14 protein-coding genes are annotated in these 20,668 nt (G+C 74.6%); 9 read left to right on the top strand and 5 right to left on the bottom strand.

The annotated features are described in order from the left end of the window. Positions 1 to 27: 27 nt before the first annotated feature. Positions 28 to 3,015 carry a bifunctional [glutamine synthetase] adenylyltransferase/[glutamine synthetase]-adenylyl-L-tyrosine phosphorylase gene (locus ACZ7GJ_RS17355; protein WP_470752517.1) on the bottom strand — a complete coding sequence of 996 codons (2,988 nt, stop codon included), beginning with the start codon at positions 3,013 to 3,015 and terminating at the stop codon, positions 28 to 30. 773 nt (positions 3,016 to 3,788) lie between these two features. Here ACZ7GJ_RS17355 and ACZ7GJ_RS17350 point away from each other — a divergent pair. The 3 genes from ACZ7GJ_RS17350 to ACZ7GJ_RS17340 all read left to right on the top strand — a co-directional run bounded on the left by ACZ7GJ_RS17350 (position 3,789) and on the right by ACZ7GJ_RS17340 (position 10,557). After that, entirely contained in the window at positions 3,789 to 7,283 is a 3,495-nt protein-coding gene (locus tag ACZ7GJ_RS17350) for a PIG-L family deacetylase (protein WP_470752515.1), read from the top strand. Positions 7,284 to 7,435: 152 nt separating this feature from the next. Continuing rightward, a complete protein-coding gene (locus tag ACZ7GJ_RS17345; RefSeq protein ID WP_470752513.1) occupies positions 7,436 to 9,529 on the top strand; it encodes a PIG-L family deacetylase in 2,094 nt (697 codons plus the stop codon). A gap of 122 nt (positions 9,530 to 9,651) precedes the next feature. Continuing rightward, positions 9,652 to 10,557 carry a hypothetical protein gene (locus tag ACZ7GJ_RS17340; RefSeq protein WP_470752511.1) on the top strand — a complete coding sequence of 302 codons (906 nt, stop codon included), beginning with the start codon at positions 9,652 to 9,654 and terminating at the stop codon, positions 10,555 to 10,557. Positions 10,558 to 10,617: 60 nt separating this feature from the next. On the opposite strand, the gene ACZ7GJ_RS17335 is transcribed toward ACZ7GJ_RS17340, so the two are convergent. Together ACZ7GJ_RS17335 and ACZ7GJ_RS17330 are read right to left on the bottom strand one after the other, a co-directional pair. Next, a complete protein-coding gene (locus ACZ7GJ_RS17335; RefSeq protein ID WP_470752509.1) occupies positions 10,618 to 12,384 on the bottom strand; it encodes a serine/threonine-protein kinase in 1,767 nt (588 codons plus the stop codon). Between the two features lie 288 nt (positions 12,385 to 12,672). Next, positions 12,673 to 14,034 carry a glutamine synthetase family protein gene (locus ACZ7GJ_RS17330; RefSeq protein WP_365479648.1) on the bottom strand — a complete coding sequence of 454 codons (1,362 nt, stop codon included), beginning with the start codon at positions 14,032 to 14,034 and terminating at the stop codon, positions 12,673 to 12,675. 173 nt (positions 14,035 to 14,207) lie between these two features. Here ACZ7GJ_RS17330 and ACZ7GJ_RS17325 point away from each other — a divergent pair, with 173 nt between their 5' ends. The 4 genes from ACZ7GJ_RS17325 to ACZ7GJ_RS17310 all read left to right on the top strand — a co-directional run bounded on the left by ACZ7GJ_RS17325 (position 14,208) and on the right by ACZ7GJ_RS17310 (position 16,584). Next, positions 14,208 to 14,621 (top strand): hypothetical protein, encoded by a 414-nt coding sequence (locus tag ACZ7GJ_RS17325; RefSeq protein ID WP_470752508.1) that lies wholly within the window; start codon positions 14,208 to 14,210, stop codon positions 14,619 to 14,621. Positions 14,622 to 14,679: 58 nt separating this feature from the next. Beyond that, positions 14,680 to 15,333: a DUF3105 domain-containing protein gene (locus ACZ7GJ_RS17320; RefSeq protein ID WP_470752507.1), complete on the top strand. Its 654-nt coding sequence runs from the start codon at positions 14,680 to 14,682 to the stop codon at positions 15,331 to 15,333. Further along, positions 15,330 to 15,995 carry a DUF305 domain-containing protein gene (locus ACZ7GJ_RS17315; protein WP_470752505.1) on the top strand — a complete coding sequence of 222 codons (666 nt, stop codon included), beginning with the start codon at positions 15,330 to 15,332 and terminating at the stop codon, positions 15,993 to 15,995. The genes ACZ7GJ_RS17320 and ACZ7GJ_RS17315 overlap by 4 nt, the downstream gene beginning before the upstream one ends. Positions 15,996 to 16,164: 169 nt before the next feature. After that, the gene (locus ACZ7GJ_RS17310; RefSeq protein WP_470752503.1) at positions 16,165 to 16,584 is read left to right on the top strand and encodes a CBS domain-containing protein; all 420 of its coding nucleotides are present in this window, start codon (positions 16,165 to 16,167) and stop codon (positions 16,582 to 16,584) included. On the opposite strand, the gene ACZ7GJ_RS17305 is transcribed toward ACZ7GJ_RS17310, so the two are convergent. Beyond that, on the bottom strand, positions 16,569 to 17,477 hold the full coding sequence (locus tag ACZ7GJ_RS17305; protein ID WP_470752501.1) for an alpha/beta fold hydrolase: 909 nt from the start codon (positions 17,475 to 17,477) through the stop codon (positions 16,569 to 16,571). The two genes, ACZ7GJ_RS17310 and ACZ7GJ_RS17305, sit on opposite strands and share 16 nt — an antisense overlap. After that, positions 17,474 to 18,190 (bottom strand): DUF998 domain-containing protein, encoded by a 717-nt coding sequence (locus ACZ7GJ_RS17300; RefSeq protein WP_470752500.1) that lies wholly within the window; start codon positions 18,188 to 18,190, stop codon positions 17,474 to 17,476. Before ACZ7GJ_RS17300 ends, ACZ7GJ_RS17305 begins: the two co-directional genes overlap by 4 nt. Before the next feature lie 71 nt (positions 18,191 to 18,261). On the opposite strand from ACZ7GJ_RS17300, the gene ACZ7GJ_RS17295 reads away from it, so the two are divergent. Continuing rightward, the gene (locus ACZ7GJ_RS17295) at positions 18,262 to 18,768 is read left to right on the top strand and encodes a hypothetical protein (protein ID WP_470752499.1); all 507 of its coding nucleotides are present in this window, start codon (positions 18,262 to 18,264) and stop codon (positions 18,766 to 18,768) included. 90 nt (positions 18,769 to 18,858) lie between these two features. After that, complete coding sequence (locus ACZ7GJ_RS17290; RefSeq protein WP_470752496.1) at positions 18,859 to 20,523, top strand: multicopper oxidase family protein; 1,665 nt, start codon at positions 18,859 to 18,861, stop codon at positions 20,521 to 20,523. Positions 20,524 to 20,668 lie beyond the last annotated feature (145 nt).

Here is a 20,668-nt window from a genome sequence, read left to right as displayed (position 1 = left end):
GGCCGGGGGCTGCTTGCTCCCTGGGCGTCAGGCTCCGTAGAACAGTTCGTCCACCACCGCCCGGGCGCGGCGGGTGATGCGGCGGTAGTCGTCCAGGACCTCCCCGACGCGGCCCGGGGCGTAGCCGAGGTAGCGGCCCACCGCCGCCAGCTCGCGGGCCTCCGAGGGGAAGGTGTCCCCTGCGCGGCCGCGCACCAGCATCACCGCGTTGCGGACCCGGGTGGCGAGCACCCAGGCCTCGTCGAGGATCTGCGCCTCCTCGGTCGGGATCAGCCCGGCCGCGTGCGCCGCGGCCAGCGCCGGGCGGGTGCGGGTGGTGCGCAGGCCCGGCTCCGCCCAGGCGTGCCGCATCTGGAGCAGCTGGACGGTCCACTCGACGTCGCTGAGGCCGCCGCGGCCCAGTTTGGTGTGCAGGGTCGGGTCGGCGCCGCGCGGCAGCCGCTCGGACTCCATCCGGGCCTTGAGCCTGCGGATCTCCCGTACGGCGTCCTCGCCCAGGCCCTCCACCGGGTAGCGCAGCGGGTCGATGAGCTCGATGAAGCGGGCGCCCAGCTCGGCGTCGCCGGCGACCGGTTCCGCGCGCAGCAGGGCCTGGGACTCCCAGGTCATGGACCAGCGCCGGTAGTACGCGGCGTAGGAGCCCAGGGTGCGCACCAGCGGTCCGGAGCGGCCCTCGGGACGCAGGTCGGCGTCGATCAGCAACGGCGGGTCCGCGGTGGGTACTTGGAGCAGCCTGCGCATCTCGGCGATGACGGCCTGGGCGGCCTTGGCGGCCTCCTGTTCGTCGACGCCCTCGCGGGGTTCGTGGACGAACAGGACGTCCGCGTCGGAGCCGTAGCCCAGTTCGTGCCCGCCGAAGCGGCCTACGCCGATGACGGCGAAGCGGGTGGGCAGGGTGTCGCCCCAGTGGCCCTGGACGGCGGCGCGCAGGGCTCCGGCGATCGTGGCGGCGGTGAGGTCGGAGACGGCGCTGCCGACCCGGTCGACGAGGGCTCCGTGGTCCTCCTCGGCCGGGCTGTCCTCCGTACCGTAGGAGCCGATGATGTCGGCCGCGGCGGTGCGGAAGAGCTCGCGGCGGCGGACCCCTCGGGCGGCGGCGACGCCGGCCTCGGGGTTCGGGGCCCGGCCGACGGCGGCGAGGACCTCCTGCTCCAGGGCCTCGTGCGTACGGGGCGCCAGGCCTCCGGGGTCGCCGAGCAGGGCGACGGCCTCGGGGGCGCGCATCAGCAGGTCGGGGGCGAGGCGGCCGGCGGACAGGACGCGGGCGAGGTTCTCGGCGGCGGCGCCCTCGTCGCGCAGCAGCCGCAGGTACCAGGGGGTCTTGCCGAGGGCGTCGGAGACCTTGCGGAAGCCGAGCAGGCCGGCGTCGGGGTCGGCCGAGTCGGCGAACCAGCCGAGCAGGACCGGAAGCAGGGTGCGCTGGATGGCGGCTTTGCGGGTGACGCCGGAGGCGAGGGCTTCGAGGTGGCGCAGGGCCCCGGCCGGGTCGGCGTAACCGAGGGCTTCGAGGCGCTGGCCGGCGGCGCGGGGCGAGAGGCGGGTCTCGCCGGGGGCGAGCTGGGCGACGGCGTCGAGGAGCGGCCGGTAGAAGAGCTTCTCGTGCAGGCGGCGGACGACGGAGGCGTGCCGGCGCCAGGCCTTGTTGAGTTCGGACACGGGTTCGGTGCGCAGGCCCAGTGAGCGGCCCAGGCGCCGCAGGTCGTTCTCGTCCTCGGGGACGAGGTGGGTGCGGCGCAGCCGGTAGAGCTGGATGCGGTGCTCCATGGCGCGCAGGAAGCGGTACGCGTCGTGCAGCTGGGCGGCGTCGGCGCGCCCGACGTACCCGCCGGCGGCGAGGGCGTGCAGGGCGTCGAGGGTGGTGCCGGAGTGCAGGGTGGCGTCGCTGCGGCCGTGCACGAGCTGGAGCAGCTGCACGGCGAACTCGACGTCGCGCAGGCCGCCGGGGCCGAGCTTGAGCTCGCGGTCGACCTGGGCGGCGGGGATGTTGTCGACGACGCGGCGGCGCATCTTCTGGACGTCGGCGACGAAGTTCTCGCGTTCGGCGGCCTGCCAGACGAGGGGCGTTATGGCTTCGACGTACTCGGCGCCGAGCGCCTCGTCGCCGGCGACGGCCCGGGCCTTGAGGAGGGCCTGGAACTCCCAGGTCTTGGCCCAGCGTTGGTAGTAGGCGAGGTGGGAGGCGAGGGTCCGTACGAGCGGACCGTTTCTGCCCTCGGGGCGGAGGTTGGCGTCGACGGGCCAGATGGTGCCCTCGACGGTGGTCTCCGAGCAGATCCGCATGAGGTGGGAGGCGAGGCGGGTGGCGGCCTGGATGCCCTTGCCCTCGTCGGTGCCGTTGGCCGCCTCCCCGACGAAGATCACGTCGACGTCGGAGACGTAGTTCAGCTCGTTGCCGCCGCACTTGCCCATCGCGATGACGGCGAGGCGACAGTGCGCCGCGTCGGCGGGGTCGGCGGCGCAGGCGATGCGCAGGGCCGCGCGGAGGGTGGCGGTGGCGAGGTCGGCGAGCTCGGCGGCGGTCTCGGCCACGTCGATGGTGCCGCAGACGTCCCGGGCGGCGATGGAGAGCAGGCAGCGGCGGTAGGCGACGCGCAGTTGGACGGGGTCGTGCGCGCCGGCGAGCCCGCGCTCGAACTCGGCGAGTCCGGGGTGCAGGTCGGCGGCCTCGTAGGTGACGAGGCTCCGCCAGTCGCGGGGGTGTCGGGCGAGGTGGTCGCCGAGCGCCTCGGAGGCGCCGAGTACGCCGAGCAGGCGGTCGCGCAGCGGTTTGGCGCTGACGAGGGTGTCGAGGAGCACCGGTAGCTCGTCGGGTGCCTGCGCCTCGGCGAGCCGTACCAGGCCGAGCAGGGCGAGGTCGGGATCGGCGGTGGCCCCGAGGGCGTCGAGGAGCACCGGGTCGGTGCGTACGGCGGCGAGCGCGTCGGCGTCGAGCAGCCGGGCCGCGGTGGAGGGGTCGGTGAAGCCGCTGCGCAGCAGCCGGCTGAAGGTACTGCTCCTGCGTCCCGGGACTGTCATCCCGCCGCCTCCCGAGTACGTCGCTGCCACTGCCCTGCCACTGCCCTGGCGCACACCGGCGCGCCATCCCGAGCCTACGTCCTCACCCGGCCCGGGGACGGCCGTTGACCGCCGGGGTGCGCCGGTGGGGGCGGGGCGGGGTGGAGCCGCGCGGGTTGCGCCCCGGGGCCGCGTGCTCGGGCGGGGGCCCGGGGCCTGTCCCGCGTCGCGTGGTGGGCCCGGGCGGGGCCGAGGCCGGCGGTCCCGCGGGGTGCGGCCCGGGGCCCGGCGCGGGACGGGGCCGCGCCCCCGGGGCCGCCGGGGGCGCGCGAGTTGCGCCCCGGTCCGCGTGCTCGGGCGACGGGCCGCGCCCGGGGCGGGGCGGGGCCACGCCAGGGGGCTGGGGGGCGCGGGTTGCGCCCCGGGGCCGCGTGCTCGGGCGGGGGCCCGGGGCCTGTCCGCGCGTCGCGTGGTGGGCCCGGGCGGGGCCGAGGCCGGCGGTCCCGCGGGGTGCGGCCCGGGGCCCGGCGCGGGTTCCCGAGCGGCTGGTGGCCCGGCACCGGCCCTCGGGCGCGGCCGCTGGGCGCGTCCACGGACCGTGCCGCCGGGCGGCACCCGCGCCGTGTGGCCGGCGGCGTCCTCCAGCTGTGTCCTCGGGTCGGGGCGGTGACACACGGCCATGGAGCAGGTGTTCGGATTCTGGGCCGTATCATGAGGCGGATTATCGGACTATCCGAGTACATACAACGGAATGGGGTTCGCTCCCCGCCCGCCGCCCGGCCACGGAGGAGCCCATGCCCGACCACGACTCCCCGGGCACCAACGGCCCCACCTGGCACACCGACCCCACGGCCCCCACCTGGCACACCGACCCGGCCGGCGAAGCCTCCTGGCACCCGGGTCCGGCCGACCACTCCACCGGGCAGCCCGCCGCGGGTGCCCACGGCTGGCAGCCCGCCCCGTCCACCGACGGCTGGCACCCCGGCCCGGACGGCCACGCCCCCCGGTCCTACGACCCGGTGGGCCACGACTGGCAGTCCGCGCCGCCCGGCGACACTTCCTGGCAGTCCGCCCCGTCCGGCCACGGCGCCTGGTACCCCGGGCCGTCGAACCACACCATGGGCCACCCCGACCCTGCCACGCAGAGCCCCTGGCAGCCCGAGCCGTTCGGCCACAACCCCCGGCACACCGAACCCTACGGTCACCCCGCGCACCACCCCGACCCGGTCGGCCGGAGCGCCCACCACCCCGACCCGTCGGCCCACAACTCCTGGCACCCCACCCCGTCAGGCCACCCCGGCCCCGCCACCCAGGGCCCCTGGCAGCCCGACCCCGCCGCCCAAGGCCCTTGGTACCCCGGCCAGGACGGCCACAGCGCGCCGCAATACGGACCGTCAGACCACACCCCCGGGCACCCCGACCCCGCCGCCCAAGGCCCCTGGCACCCCGGCCCCGCCGGCCGAGGCGTGCCGCACCCCGACCCGTCGCACGACGCCGCCGGGCACCCGGGCCCCGCCGCCCAAGGCCCTTGGTACCCCGGCCAGGACGGCCACGGCGCGCCGCAGTACGACTCGTCAGGCCACGCCCCAGGGCACCCCCACCCGGTGGGCCACGGCTCTTGGCAGCCCGGCCCGGCGACCCACGACCCCCAACACCCCGGCCCCGGCGACCGAGGCGCGCCGCACCCCGACCCGTCGCACGACGCCGCCGGGCACCCGGGCCACGCCGCCCAGGGCCCCTGGCAGGCCGGCACTGTCGACCCCGTCGGCCACGGCCCCTGGCACCCCGGCCAGGTCGGCCACGGCGCGCCGCAGTACGGGCCGTCGCACCACGCCCCCGGGCACCCCGACCCCATCAACCCCACCGGCCACGGCTCCTGGCAGCCCGGCCCGGCGACCCACGACGCCCGGCACCCCGGCCCCGGCGACCGAGGCGCGCCGCACCCCGACCCGTCGCACGACGCCGCCCCGCACCCCGACCCCGTAGGCCACGACGCCCGGCGTCCCGGCCGCGGCGGGGCGTCGGGGCAGGGCGACCCGCACCCCGACCCCGGCGGCCACGGGTCCCCGCGGGCCGGGCAGGCGCCCCCGGCGCCGGCCGGGGACGCGCGGCGGGGCGGACCGGCCGGGGACGCGCGGCCGCGCGGGCGGCGCGCGGCGGCCGCCGCCGGGGCCGCGGCGGGCGGCAGGACATCCGGCAAGGCGCCCGCCAGGGCCCGGCTCGTCAAGGTCGTCGCCCTCTGCGCGGCCATCACCGCCGGCAGCATGCTCATACTCAGGGGCAACGAGGCCCTCGCCGGCCTCGGCGCCCCCACCGCCCCGCACGGAAAGCCCGCCGCCGCCGTCCCCGCCGCCGCGCCCGACCCCGGCCGGGTGCTCCAGATCGTCGCGCACCCCGATGACGACCTCTACTTCATGAACCCGGACCTGCGCTACTCCATAGCCGCCGGCCACCCCGTCACCTCGGTCTACTTGACCTCCGGCGAAGCCGACGGCATCAACGCCGGCGCCGCCAAGGAGGCCTCCACCCCGGCGAACAAGCCCGCGTACGCCGAGGCCCGCCAGAACGGCATCCGCGCCGCCTACGCCAAGATGGCCACCGGCGACCGCAGCAGCCCCTGGAAGCGCACCGTCGTCCCCACCAAGGGCGGCGGCCACGCCGAGGTCGACGTCCTCGTCGCGAAGCCCGAGGTCAACCTCGTCTGGCTGCAACTGCGCGAGGCCGGCCACGTCTACGCGGACGTCCCCGACAGCCTCCACGGCCTGTGGGACGGCAAGGTCCCCCGTCTGGAGTCGATGCTCGCCTCGGGCACCCCGGTCAAGCAGAAGTTCACGTACACGAAGGACCAGGTCGTCCAGACCCTCGTCGGCCTCCTCGCGCAGTACCGGCCGACGACCGTCCGCTCCCAGGACCCGACCCCCGGCCGGTTCCCGGACACCAAGCGGTACACCGACCACCAGGACCACTTCTACGGCGCCCGCTTCGCGCAGCTCGCGCTGGCCTCGTACGCGAAGGACGTCAAGGACCGCCCGCACTTCGCGGTGCAGAACTACCTCGGCTACTTCAACGGGTCGCTCCCCAGCGCGCTGGACCCGGACGAGGCCAAGGCGAAGCTGGACATCCTGGACACCTACGCCTGGCTCGACAAGCAGAACCACTGCGGCAGCGACGCCGGCTGCGGAGACCTCAAGGTCGCCGACCACCCGGCGGGCAACCGGTGGACGGATTCCATCAACTACGCCCGTGGCACCAGCACTTCTTGGCTGACCTCCGACAGCCGCCACGGCCTGTGGGCCTTCAAGGTGCTCGACGGCCAGGTCGCCGTCTGGCACCGGTCCGGGCCGATCGGCGCCTGGAGCGGGCCGCGCCTGCTCCCCGGCACCGGCATGGACCAGGGCATCTCCACCGTCACCCTGAAGGACGGCCGGATCGCCGCCTTCGGTACCCGTACGTCCTTCGGCGCCAAGCCCGCGGACTACAAGCGCGAGGTCGTCTACGCCCTCCAGCAGGGCCCGGGCTCCGAGGAGTTCGGGGAGTGGCAGTCCCTCGGCACTCCGGAGACCGCCGACGAGAACTGGACCTCCGACATCAGCGCGCCCGCCGTATCGGTGGACGGCGCCGGGCAGTTGGCGGCGTACGTGCGCGACGGGGCGTACACCCTGCGCGGCCGGGTGCAGGCGGCGAACGGCAGTTGGGGCCCGTGGGAGCAGTACGGGGGCTCCGACCTGCACGGCACCCCGGCGGCCGCGACCGACGGGGCCGGGCGGCGCATGGTGTTCGTGTCCACCACCAAGACGGTGCTGGGGTGGGTGCAGCCGAAGCCGGGCGCCCCGCTGGGACCGGCGACGCCCACCGGGCTGCCGGACACCACGCTCCCCCTCACCGCGGAGGGCCGCGAGGGCGGAGTACGGCTGTGGTTCCGCAAGCCGGGCTCGGGCAATGTGCGTACGGCCCTGGTCACGGGCGAGGGCGGACTGAAGGCCAACGGCCTCACGGACCTCGGCGGACTGCAGGGCTTCGGCTCGGTGACGGCGAGCGGGCACGTGCTCGCGGGCCGTTCGGCGGGCGGGCTGCTGGGCGCGGACGTCGGGTCGGGCCGGCCGTGGCGGCGCTCGCCGCTGATGTTCGTCGGCGCGCCGTCGTCCACGATGACCGGCAGGAACACGGTCAGCCTGGCGGTGGTGGGGCTCGACGCGCGGCTGTACGTGACCTCGTCGGCGAACGAGCCCGACGCGTACCTCGCGCCGTGGCTGCCCGTTGGCCCGCGCAACGAGGCCCAGGCGCCGTAGACGGGACGCGGGCGCCGTGGAGGAGACGCGGACGCGCACGCCGCCGCCGCGTCCAAAGTCATCGCCCGTCCCGGTGAACCAACTCCCCCCGTTCGGCCTCTCACTGACTGCACAGCGGTTCTTCCCGTCCGGAACGACCTCAAGGGTTAGCGATGCCCGTTTCCCGCCGCCGTTTCCTCCTCGCGGCCGTGCTGCCCATGCTCACCGCGGGTGCCACCGGCGTACTCGCCGTCGCCTCCGGCCAGCAGACGGCGGCCGAGGCCACCCAGACGCGCAACCCCGCCGCCGAACTGCCCGTGAGCACCACGGCCGGATCGGTCGTCCAGATCGTCGCCCACCCCGACGACGACCTGTTCTTCATGAACCCCGACCTCAGCCGCTCGCTCACGGCCGGCACCCCGCTCACCACCGTCTACCTCACCTCCGGCGAGGCCGACGGCCGCAACCAGGCCCACGGCGCGGCCGCCAGGGACCCCGACCAGCCCGCCGACCGCGCCCACTACGCGGAGGCCCGGCAGAACGGCATCCGCTCCGCCTACGCCCAGATGGCCACCGGCGACCGCGCCGCCCCCTGGCGGCGCACGGTCATACCCACGGCCGGCGGCGGGCAGGCCGAGCTCGACGTGCTCGTCGCCCAGCCGCAGGTCAACCTCGTCTGGCTGCAACTGCGCGAGGCCCGCAACTCCTTCAGCGACAATCCCGAAAGCCTGCGCGGCCTGTGGAACGGCCGGATACCGGCGCTGGAGCCCCAGTTGACCAACGGCACCCCGGTCCGGCAGCCGTACACGTACACCAAGGACCAGGTGATACGGGCGATAGCCGGACTCCTGGGGACGTACCGGCCCACGACGATACGGATCCAGGACCCGACCCCGGGACGGTACGCCGACACCGGCAAGTACACCGACCACCAGGACCACATGTACGGGGCGCGGTTCGCTCAGGCCGCGACGGCGCGGTACGCCGCTGACGTGCCGGTCGGGGAGCGGCCGCGGTTCACCGTCCAGAACTACCTCGGCTACCACAACAGCACCCTCCCGCACGCGCTGGACCCGCAGACGGCCGAGACGAAGACCGGCTACCTGAGGACGTACGCCTGGCACGACCGCGAGAACTACTGCGGCAGCCCCTCGGGTTGCGGCGACCGCAAGGTGGCGGGCAGCCCGACCGGCCGCAACTGGGCCCAGTCGCTGCGCTACGCCCGCGGGGACAGCGCATCGTGGCTGGTGGAGGGCGTGCCCGGCCGGCTGTACGCGTTCTCGCCGCTGGACGGCCGGATGGCCGTCTGGAGCCGCGGCCCGGGCGCCGGGGCCGACTGGACCGGACCGGCCCTGCTGCCCGGCACCGGCATCGACCCGGGCGCGACCACCGCCCGCTTCCCCGACGGGCGCGTCGCGGTCCTCGCCACCCGTACGGTCCTGGGCGAGCGGCCGCAGGACTACCGGCGCGAGGTCGTGTACGCCGTCCAGTCCGCGCCCGGCGGCCCGTTCGGGCCGTGGCAGTCGCTCGGCACCCCCGAGGCGGCCGACGAGGACGGCACCTCGGCGATCAGCGCCCCCGCGGCGGCGGTGAGCGCCGACGGCCGCCTGGCCGTGTACGTCCGCGACGCGCACCGCACGCTGCGGGCCCGTGAGCAGCAGCCGGGCGGCGGCTTCGGCGACTGGCTGCGGCTCGGCGGGGAGGACCTGCAGAGCGATCCGGTGACGGTGACCGACGCCGCCGGGCGGCGCCACCTGTACGCCACCACCACCAAGTCGGTACTGGCCTGGACCTCCGCGGATCCGGCCGGCGCGCTGCGGGGCCCGTTCCCGACGGGGCTGCCCGCCACCACCGTCCCGCTGACGGCGGCGCCGGAGGGCGCGGGCGTCCGCCTCTACTTCCGGCGGCCGGACTCGGGGGTCGTGCGTACCGCGCTGGCCACGGCGGGGGGCGGCAGCGGGAAGCCGGTCGTCTCCAGCGTCTCGGAGGCCGGCGGGCGGGCCGGCTACGGCGCGGTCGGCGTCGCGGGCCGGGTGTTGTCCGGGCGCGCGGACTCCGGCACCGTCAGCACGACCGGCCTGGGCGGGCCGCCCGCGTGGACGGAGTCCCGGATGCTGTTCGCGGGCGCACCGGCGGGCGTCCAGGAGGCGGACGGCGCCACCACGACGGCGGTCCTGGGGCTGGACGCCGAGCTCCATGTCGTCGGCTCCCTGCCCAACCCCGCCCGTACCGTCTGGCACCGGGCGGTCCCCGACTCGGCGCGATAACTCCCTTAAGTGGCAAAGATGTTGTGTTAGCCCGTCCTCCTTGGCAGACTCGGGCCGGGCCGGTGATCATCACCGGCCCTTCCTGACGCACACTTCACGGGGGATCCAGAGTGCACTTCCGCATGTCCACGCGCGCCCGCAGACTCACCCGCTCGGCCGCCCTGGTGGCGCTGACCCTGCCGCTGGCCGCCGGGCTCCTCGGCACCACCGCGGCGCAGGCCGCCCCGGTCGGCACGGGCCAGTTCCACTGGGCGGGCGACCCGGGCGAGGGCGGCGACGACCAGGCCCGCTGGTACGACACCAAGCAGGGCGACCGCTTCGACGTCACCTCCTCCGCCGACCGCAACTCGATCCGGGTCACGATCAACCGCTCGGGCGACCCGTGGACGGCCGAGTTCGCCGCGCCCGCCGGCCAGGCGCTCGCGGTGGGCTCGTACACGGAGGCCGTGCACTTCCCGGCCCCTGCGGACTCCGGCGCCCCGGCCATGCTCGTCAACGGCTACCGTGCCGGCTGCGACAGCCTGACCGGCGGGTTCTGGATCGGCGCGCTGGAGTTCGGCGCGGACGGCAAGGTGAAGACCCTCAACGCCCGCTTCGAGCAGGACTGCGACGACCGCAACGTCCTGAGCGGCACGCTGAGCCTGAGCTCCACCGTGACGCCGACGCCCGTCCCGCTCAAGACCGGCGTCACCATCGCGGGCACCGGCAAGGCCCTCGCCTCGAACGGCAAGGCGCTCCTGCACGGCACCGTCACCTGCAACAAGCCGACCAGCGTGTACGTCAACGGCCCGGTCACGCAGGTCACCGACACCGAGCTCCTGAAGGGCATCATCGCCGTCTCGGTGGCCTGCACCCCGGGCAAGGCGGTCGCCTGGCAGAGCGAGGCCTACCTCCCCTGGCAGCCGAACAGCCGCTTCACCAAGGGCAAGGTCCGCGCCGAGCTGACGACGTACGCCGAGGACCCCGAGACGGGCCAGGGCAGCATCTCGCCCGCGACGGTCAAGGTCGTCACCCTCTCGAAGGGCTGACCGGACCGACCCGGCCTTCCCCCGGGGCGCTGTCGTGCCCCGGGGGGAGTCGGAAACCGCTTACCGCGCGGCGAGGCGGGTGCGCATGAGCACCAGGACCTCGGCGGCCTTCTTCCGGATCTCCGCCAGCTTCTCCGGCGGGCCGCCCAGGTAGACGGAGACGGTGCTGTTCCCCGTCCGACCGGTCAGCAGGACGTACGGTGCGTTCGCCTTGCTGCCGTCGTCGTAGGAGACCAGCTTTCCCTCTTCGGAGAACACCTCGTCGAAGCCGGACAGTTCGGGGGCGACCGCCTCGTGCACGTTTTCCCAGCGGGCTTTGCCCTGGTGCTGGGCCGTGCAGCGGTGGATCGTGTCCCTGTCGTCGGCGACGGATTCCCGGGCCGTGCTGTCGTCCACGTACACCGCCGCCCCGGAACTGGCCGAGAAGCCCGCTTCGTCGTGCTGTACGGCGCGCATGACCGAGGCGAGCGTGCCCGTCCGCGCAGGTTTCTCGTACAACTCGCAATTGGCCCGGACCGCGAATTCCTTGGCCGGGTCCTGCTCGTACGGGTCGCTCCGCACGTAGCCGGGGCCCCAGTCCTCGGGCGAGAGCGGCGCCGCCGATACGGCCTTGTGCGCCTCGGCCACCGCGGACGTGGTGTCCCCGGAGGACTGCGCTTCGCCCCCGTTCGACGGGCCTCCGCCGCCTCGCAGCATCAGTACCAGGCCCACCACCAGCACCACGGCCGCCACGGCGACGGCCAGGACGACACCGCGCCGGGAACGCTTCCCGGAGGGTTCGGGACGGGGGGCGGGAGCGGGACCTTGGCCTTGCCCGGCCTGATCGGGCGGCGGACGGGAGCCCGGGGGCGGGCCCGACCCCGGGAGGGTCGCGAACGGCTGGGGCGCAGGATGCCCGGGTGGCGGCGCCTCGCCCGAAAGGACCGTCTGCTGCACCGGGTTGGTCACCGGGTTGGGCCCGCCGACGATGAGGCCGAGCCGGCGCACCGCCTCCTCCCCCTCCATCCGCTGCGCGGGGTCCTTGGTCAGCAGCCCCTGCACGACCGGGGCGAGCTCCCCTGCCCGCAGCGCCGGGGTGGGGTCCTCCGTGAGCAGGGCGGCCAGCGTGGCGGAGGCGGAGTCCCGTTCGAAGGGACCGGTCCCCTCCACCGCGAAGTACAGGGTCGCGCCGAGCGCGAACAGATCGGCTGCCGGGGTCGGCGGCTCGCCGCGGGCCCGCTCCGGCGCCATGTAGGGCGGGGAGCCGAGGATCCCCGCGGTGCCGGTCAGGCGCGGATCGCCGGAGCTCGGTTCCAGTGCGATGCCGTAGTCGGCCAGCAGCACCTTGCCTCGCTCGGCGTACTGCCCGGAGTTCATGCCGGAGCGCGTCATGAGCACATTGGCGGGTTTGACGTCGCGGTGCAGGATGCCGAGCCGGTGGCCCTCCAGCAGGGCGTCCAGGACCGCCAGCCCGATCCGCGCCACCTCGCGGGGCGGCAGCGGCCCGTTCTCGCGCACCACCGCGTCCAGATCGGTCGCGCCGGGTACGAACGCCATGACGATCCACGGCAGGCCGGCGTCCTCCACGATGTCGTGCACCGTGACCACATGGGGGTGGTCGCGCAGCCGCGCGGCGTGGCGGGCTTCTCCGCGGGCCCGGGCGATCCGGCTGCCCACCTCGGATTCCGGGAGGTCCGGCGGCAGGGCGATCTCCTTGAGGGCGACCTCGCACGCCAGTTCCTGGTCGTAGGCGAGCCACACGCGCCCCATGCCTCCGGCGCCGAGCTGACGCAAGAGCCGGTACCGCCCGGCGATCACGCGCCCGGCGGCCTCGTGTGCTCCTGTCATGGCTCCGCCTCTTCCAGGATGGCCAGCAGGGTGAGCCCCCTCTCCACAGATACATACGGCCCGATGGCCGAGCAACCGGAAACCGACCAGGCAGACCCCCGAAGCCGCGGCCCCACCCGAGCCACGCCCGCCATCCCCAACCCGGGCACCCCACCCCACAGGTTCGACCGACCGGGTGACCTCGGCCCACCGCTCCACCGCTCCCCAGGGCCAGGACACAACTCCGGACCGGTGGTCAACGACCACCGGCCCGGATGCCCTGCCCGCCCCAAGGGGCTTGACCTGCCCCTACAACACCGGAAGGTTCTTGCGGAGTTCGAAGGCCGTGACCTCCGAGCGGTATTCCTCCCACTCCTGCTTCTTGTTGCGGAGAAAGAAGTCGAAGACGTGTTCGCCGAGGGTTTCGGCTACCAGTTCGCTGCGCTCCATCAGGGAGATGGCCTCGCCGAGGTTCTGCGGGAGGGGTTCGATGCCCATGGCGCGGCGTTCGGCGTCGGAGAGGGCCCAGACGTCGTCGTCGGCGCCCGCCGGGAGTTCGTAGCCCTCCTCGATGCCCTTCAGGCCCGCGGCCAGGAGGACGGCGTACGTGAGGTAGGGGTTCGCGCCGGAGTCGATCGAGCGGACCTCGACGCGCGAGGAGCCGGTCTTGCCCGGCTTGTACATCGGGACGCGGATCAGGGCGGAGCGGTTGTTGTGGCCCCAGCAGATGTACGAGGGGGCCTCGCCGCCGGAGCCGGCGGTGCGCGAGGAGCCGCCCCAGATGCGCTTGTAGGAGTTGACCCACTGGTTGGTGACCGCTGCCGTTTCGGCGGCGTGCTTCAGGAGGCCCGCGATGAAGGAGCGGCCGACCTTCGAGAGCTGGTACTCGGCGCCCGACTCGTAGAAGGCGTTGCGGTCGCCCTCGAAGAGGGAGAGGTGGGTGTGCATGCCCGAGCCGGGGTACTCCGAGAACGGCTTCGGCATGAAGGTGGCCTGGACGCCCTGTTCCAGGGCGACCTGCTTCATGACCAGGCGGAAGGTCATGATGTTGTCGGCGGTGGAGAGCGCGTCGGCGTAGCGCAGGTCGATCTCCTGCTGCCCCGGAGCGCCCTCGTGGTGGCTGAACTCCACCGAGATGCCCATGGATTCGAGCATGGTGATCGCCTGGCGGCGGAAGTCCATGCCCACGTTCTGCGGAGTGTGGTCGAAGTAGCCGGAGTTGTCGGCGGGGACGGGGCGGGTGCCGTCCAGCGGCTTGTCCTTCAGCAGGAAGAACTCGATCTCCGGGTGGGTGTAGAAGGTGAAGCCCAGGTCGGAGGTCTTGGCCAGGATGCGCTTGAGGACGTAGCGCGGGTCCGCGAAGGACGGCGAGCCGTCCGGCATCAGGATGTCGCAGAACATCCGGGCGGTCCCGGGGGCCTCGGCGCGCCACGGCAGTATCTGGAAGGTGCTCGGGTCCGGCTTGGCGATCATGTCCGACTCGTAGACCCGTGCGAAGCCCTCGATGGCGGAGCCGTCGAAGCCGATGCCCTCGTCGAAGGCCTGCTCCAGCTCCGCGGGCGCGACCGCGACGGACTTGAGGAAGCCCAGTACGTCGGTGAACCACAGGCGCACGAAGCGGATGTCGCGCTCCTCGAGCGTCCGGAGGACGAATTCCTGCTGCTTGTCCATACCTTCATCCTCGCAGTTCAGGCGGCCTGTGCACCACTGCCCCGGGTCTCGGGGGCACAGTCGGGCCGGCCCAGTATCGCCAGCGGTGGTTTCCGCCACATTACGCACCCCGCAAACCTCGTGGCACCCCCGCACTGACCTAGCACCCGTCATGAGCATTACCATCGGCGCCCATGGGGGGCTGGGAGCAGGCCGAGGGGGTACGCCACAGGCGTACCGCGGCTCGGCGTGCCGTCCTGCCGGGCGCCTTCGGGGTGCTCCTCCTCGCCGCCGTGTTCCTCGCCACCGGGCTCCTGTGTGCCCGGCCGAGCGCGGCCCCGGGCGCGGTGAACGACGCGCTCGACGCCCACGCCACGCACGCCCCGCACCGCACGCACGCCTTCTGCGCGTCCCCGTACGACCTGCCCGGCTGCGGCCCCCATGCGCACACCACCCCCGGCGTGCTGCCCGTCCCGCCGCCCGCCGTGGCCGTTGCGGGGAGCGGCCCGGTCCCGGCGGCCCGGCCCGCGCACACGGGTGTCGGCCGGCCGCCCGGGACGCTCGCGCGCGCCCCTGACCTGTACGCCCTCCAAGTCCTGCGGACCTGACGGGTCCGGCGTCGTCACATCTCTCCTCCACCCCCCTCAGCAGAAGGAATCAGGGCACATGGCCAGCAGGACGTCCGACAGCAACAACTCCCGTCAAGCGCGCATAGCCGAGATGCGCCGCGCCGAGCGGGCCCGCGACCGGCGCAACAAGGCCATCGCGATCACCGTCTCGGCGGCCGTCGTCGCCGGGCTCATCGGCTTCGGCGCCTGGGTGATGATCGACCAGCAGAACAAGAAGGACGCCGAGGAGGCGGCCCGCAAGGCCCCGGTCAACGGCGAGCAGAGCTGGGACGCCGCGAAGCTCGGCCGCAACCACGTCGAGACCCCGGTGAAGTACGAGATGGACCCGCCCGTCGGCGGAGACCACCACCCCCGCTGGATGAACTGCAACGGCGACGTCTACAAGAACCCGCTCCCCGAGGTGAACGCGGTCCACTCGCTGGAGCACGGCGCGGTCTGGGTGACGTACAACGAGAAGGCCGCCAAGGCCGACGTCGACAAGCTCGCCGAGACGGTCGGCAAGACCCCGTACACGCTGATGAGCCCGGACAAGGAGCAGGCCGGCACGATCATGCTCAGCGCGTGGGGCAAGCAGCTGACCGTCGACAACGCGGCCGACCCCCGCGTCGCGCAGTTCTTCACCAAGTACGTGCAGGGCCCGCAGACCCCCGAGCCCGGCGCTGCCTGCACGAACGGGCTGGCCGACAAGTGAGCCGTACGTACTGGGCCGCGGGCGCGGCCGTCGCCTTGGCGCTGCTGTTCGCGGTGGGGGCCACGGTCGCCACCGCGAGCGGCGGCCCCGGGGCAGGCGGTTCCGGTACGTCCTCCCGCGCCCCGGGGCTCCACTCGCCGGACGCCGGCTTCGCCCGGGACATGGCGGTGCACCACCAGCAGGCGGTGGAGATGTCCTTCATCGTGCGCGACCGCACCGGGGACGAGGCGGTGCGCAGCCTCGCCTACGACATCGCCAACACCCAGGCCAACCAGCGCGGCATGCTGCTGGGCTGGCTGGACCTGTGGGGGCTGCCGAAGGTGGTGGCCGACGAGCCGCCGATGTCCTGGATGGGGACCGGTGGCGAGCATTCCGGGCACTCCGCGCAGGCTGCCAAGCCGGGCGCGCTAATGCCCGGCATGGCCACCAAGGAGGAGCTGGCGCAGCTCGGGACCCTCAGCGGCCGGGACGCGGAGGTGCTCTACCTCCAGCTGATGACCGACCACCACAAGGGCGGCGTCACCATGGCGCAGGGCTGTGCCACCCAGTGCGAGACCCCCGCCGAGCGGGCGCTGGCCCAGGGCATGGTGGCGGCGCAGGAATCGGAGCTCACCCTGATGGCCGACATGCTGGCGAAGCGCGGGGCCGCACCGCGCGGCTGACCGGCGCAGGAGCGGAGCGCGCACCCGTACGGCCGCCCATGCGGCCACCCGTACGGGTGCGCGTTCCCCCGTTTGGAGTCGCGTGGTCCGAACGGCGGCACGACGATGGAAGACGCCGGGACCGGAGCGCGTCCGCGTCCGGTCGCCACGGCGCAGGGAGGTTTACACGATGACCACCGCCGGAGACATCATGCACGCCGGGGCCCAGTGGATCCCCGCCACCGAGACCCTGGACCGGGCCGCTCAGCTGATGGCGAAGCTCAATGTGGGCGCGCTGCCCATCAGTGACGAGACGGAACGGCTCTGCGGCATCCTCACGGACCGCGACATCGTGGTCAGCTGTGTGGCCAAGGGCCACGACCCGTCGAAGGTCACCGCGGGCGACATGGCCCGGGGCACGCCGCGCTGGATCGACGCGGGCGCCGACATCTCCGAGGTGCTGGAGGAGATGCAGAGCCACCAGATCCGTCGACTGCCGGTGATCGAGAACAAGAAGCTCGTGGGCATGATCAGCGAGGCCGACCTGGCCAAACACCTCTCCGAGCAGCAGATAGCGGGCTGGGCGGAGAAGGTCTACGCCCGCGGCTGAGGCCCGTCGGTCGCGTCGGCCGCATCGGCCGCGTCGGCCGTGCTGAGGACCGCCCTGGCCACCTGGTCGGGGCGGTCCAGCATGACCAGGTGCCCGGCCGGCTCGGCGACCTCGAACCGGGCGCCGAGCGCGTCGGCGAGCTCCGCCTGGCGGGCGAGCCAGCGCAGGGCGCCCGCGCGCGCCGAGCCGTCGTACCCGACGAGCACGGTGGCGGGGGCCGTCAGCGCGTGCGTCCGGCGCAGGGCCGGGACCTCGGCGGCCACGTCCAGGTAGCGGGAGTTCTCCAGCAGGGCCCCCCGCCAGACCCGGCCGGTGCGGTAGCAGCGGCGTACGAGGTCCCGCGCGGCCGGGTCGCCGCCGCCGGTGCGGGAGGCCCGTACGGTGGCCCGCCGGGCCCACGGCCCCAGCGCGGCCGGCAGCCCGGCGGCGGTCAGCGCCCGGCCGAACGCGCGGGCGGCGCCGGTGCGCAGCCCGGCGGGCAGCAGCGTACGGGGGGCCTCCTCGACGCTGGAGTCGACCAGCACCACGGCGGCGGTCCGCTCCGGGTACAGGCGGGCGAAGGCCTCGGCGTGGAACCCGGCGATGGAGTGCCCGACCACGGTCACCGGGCCGGGCAGGCCCAGCGCGTCCAGCAGCCCGGCGATCCGGCGGGCCTCCCCGGCGGCGGTCGGCGGCTCGGCGGCCGGGCCGCTCAGGCCGTGTCCGGGGCGGTCGAACCGGACGACCGTACGGCCCGCGGCCACGAGCGGTCCGACGACCGGGTCCCAGTCGAACCAGGCCATGGCCAGCCCGGCGCTGAGCACGCACACCGGCCCCGCGCCCTCGACGACCACGTGCAGCGGGACCCCGCCGACCCGGACGAACCGGCCGGTGCCATCGGCGTTCGCGGTCACGTACGGCGCTCCTTGTGCACGGAGTACGCGAGCAGCCCCAGCCAGACCGCCACGAGCAGTACCTGCAGCCGCTGCCCGGCGCCGAGCGCCCAGGTCCCGCGCCCGGCGGTGAACAGGGCGATGGCGGACAGGGTCCAGACGGTGGCGAGCAGTTCGAGCACGACGACCGCGGGGCCGAACCGGGCGAGCGGCGCGAACCAGCCGTAGCGGCGGGCGGCTACCGTCAGGGCCACTATCCCGACGAGCGCGCCGGTCATGGCGAGACTGCTGCTGACGGCATGGGCCTGATGGGTGGCGGGGACCAGTCCGGCGGTCTCCCGGGCGGCGCATTCCGGGTCCGCGGTGGGCGTGCAGCTCAGCGGCAGCCAGGCATCGGCGGCGGTGGCCGCGCCGAAGAGGGTGACACCGGCCCAGCCGACGACGGCCCAGGGGCGGCGGGACTCGGGGCGGCGGGTGAGCCGGAGCAGTGCCAGCGCCCCGCCGAGGAAGGCGAGCAGTCCGGCGGTGAAGTCGGTGGCCCGGAAGAGGCCGCCGAGCGGCTGGTCCTGGGCGGCGAGTTCGCTGACGTACGTCTCGATGGGGTTGAGGCCGGTGGAGAGCACGACTTCGAGCACCCACGCGGTGTAGGCCGCGGCGCCGAGGCCGATGAGGGTGGCGACCGGCCATGAGCGCGGCGCGGTACGGGCGCTGTTGTCACGGGACCTGATGGACATAATGTGACTAATCCTAAACACGGCCGTACCGGTCCTACGATCGGATACCCACCCCGGGTAGGGTTTCGTTCATGACACGCCCTGCCCTGCGTTTCGCGCGACGAGCTGTCCGGTGGCCCCGGCTGCTGCTGCTCGCCGCGCTGCTGCTGGGCATCGTGACCATGCACACCCTGGGCCATCCGGCGCAGGGCCACGCCACGGAGGACGCGCCGACGGGCCATTCCGTTGCCCGGTCCGCCGCGCACGCGGCAGCCGTGGCCGACACACCCGGTGCACCCGGTGCACCGCACGACCCCGACACGGCGCACGCACCCGCCCTCGAACGAGGCCTCGCACCCGGCGTCGTCGCGGACCACCCGGCCGCCGGGGCGCCGCTGTCCGGCATCGGCATGGACCCCATGTCGGTCTGCCTCGCCGTACTGGCCGGGCTCACCCTGCTGTTCCTCGGAGCCGGACTGGCCGGCCCGCGCCGTGCCGCGCCGCTCGGGGGCGCGGCCCGCGCGCCGGGCCGGTCCGGCGGTCCGGACCCGCCGCCACCCCGCGAACTCCTCACCCGACTGGCGGTGCTGCGCGTATAGGACGGGCCCCGCTGTCGCCCCCGCATGCCCGCGGGGCGGCGGCAGACGGCGCCCATCCGACCGCACCACACAGCCACGAGGTGCTGCACCATGCGCTCTTTCCGCGCTCCCCACGCATTCCCCTCCCTTTCCTCCCTCCCCTCCCGCCGCGCCGTGCTCGGCGCCACCGCGGCCGCCGCCGGCTCCGGGCTGCTCGCCGCCTGCTCCGGGGGCTCCGGCACGGCCGGCATGGACCACGGCTCCGGCTCCATGGACCACGGCGGCGCCTCCGCCACCCCGGCCGGCCCCGGCGGCTACGTCGACCCGGCCGGCCCCGAGGTCCGGGCCGCCGAGGCCGCCCGCAAGGCCTCCGGCCCGCTCACCGAGGTCCGGCTCACGGCCACCGCCACCCCGCTCGACCTCGGCGGCGGGCTCTCCGTCCGCTCGTGGGCGTACGGGGACAGGCTCCCCGGGCAGGAGGTACGGGTCACCGCGGGCGGCACGCTCGCCCTGACCCTGGCCAACCACCTCCCCGAGGCCACCTCCCTGCACTGGCACGGCCTGGCGCTGCGCAACGACATGGACGGGGTCCCGGGGCTGACCCAGCGGGACATCGCCCCGGGCGGCTCCTTCACGTACCGCTTCGCCGTCCCGCACCCGGGGACGTACTGGTTCCACCCGCACTCCGGGGTCCAGCAGGACCGCGGACTGTACGCCCCGCTGATCGTCGAGGACCCGAAGGAGCCGCTCTCCTACGACAAGGAGTGGGTGGTGGTCCTCGACGACTGGCTCGACGGGGTCGACGGCTCCACCCCCGACGCCGTGCTCGCCGAACTCCGCAAGGGCATGGGCCCGGGCGGCTCGGGCGGCTCGGGCGGATCCGGCGGCGGCCACGCGGGCCACGGCAGTACGGCGAGCAGCACCGCTCCCGCCACCGGCGGCCCGTCCCGCGTCCTCATGGGCGGCGACAGCGACGTGCTCGGCAAGGACGCGGGGGACGTCGCGTACCCGCACTACCTCATCAACGGCCGGGCCCCGCAGGACCCGTCGGTCTTCACCGCGCGCCCCGGCGAGCGGATCCGGCTGCGGATCGTCAACGCGGGCGGGGACACCGCCTTCCGAATCGCCCTCGGCGGCCACGATCTGACGGTCACCCACACCGACGGCTACCCGGTGGAGCACACCACCACCCGCTCCCTGCTCCTGGGCATGGGCGAGCGGTACGACGTGCTGGTCACCGCCGGGGACGGGGTGTTCCCGCTGACGGCGCTCGCCGAGGGCAAGGGCCGCTCGGCGCTCGCGCTGCTGCGCACCGGTTCGGGTACGGCGCCCACCGCCGCGACCCGGCCCGCCGAGCTGTCCGGGCGGCCGCTGACGGCGGAGGGCCTGAAGGCCGCCGAACCGGCCGCGCTCGCCCCGCGCGAGCCGGACCGTACGGTAAAGATCAAGCTGACCGGCGGCATGGCCGCGTACGACTGGGCCTTCGACGGCAAGCCGTACGCGGCGGACCAGCGGCACCCCGTGAAGGCGGGCGAACGGGTCCGGCTGGAGTTCAGCAACGCCACCACGATGTGGCACCCGCTCCACCTGCACGGGCACACCTTCGCCCTCGGCGGGCGGGCCGGCGGCGCCCGCAAGGACACCGCGATCGTCCTGCCGAACGGGACCTTGACGGCGGACTTCGACGCCGACAACCCCGGGCTGTGGATGGTGCACTGCCACAACGTGTACCACTCGGAGGCCGGGATGATGACGGTGCTCGGGTACCGGCGCTAGCGCCCCGCGGTCCGGGGGGGGGGGGATGGGGGGGGGGGGGGGGGGGGGGGGAGAGGGGGGGGGGAGGGGGGGGGGGGGGGGGGGGGGGGTGGGCTTCGAATAGGACGGCTGATGGGTCCCCCGGCCGGCCCCCCGGCCCCACCTC

The sequence above is a fragment of the Streptomyces sp. NPDC037242 genome, assembly GCF_055604165.1.
This window is presented reverse-complemented; position numbering and strand designations above follow the sequence as displayed.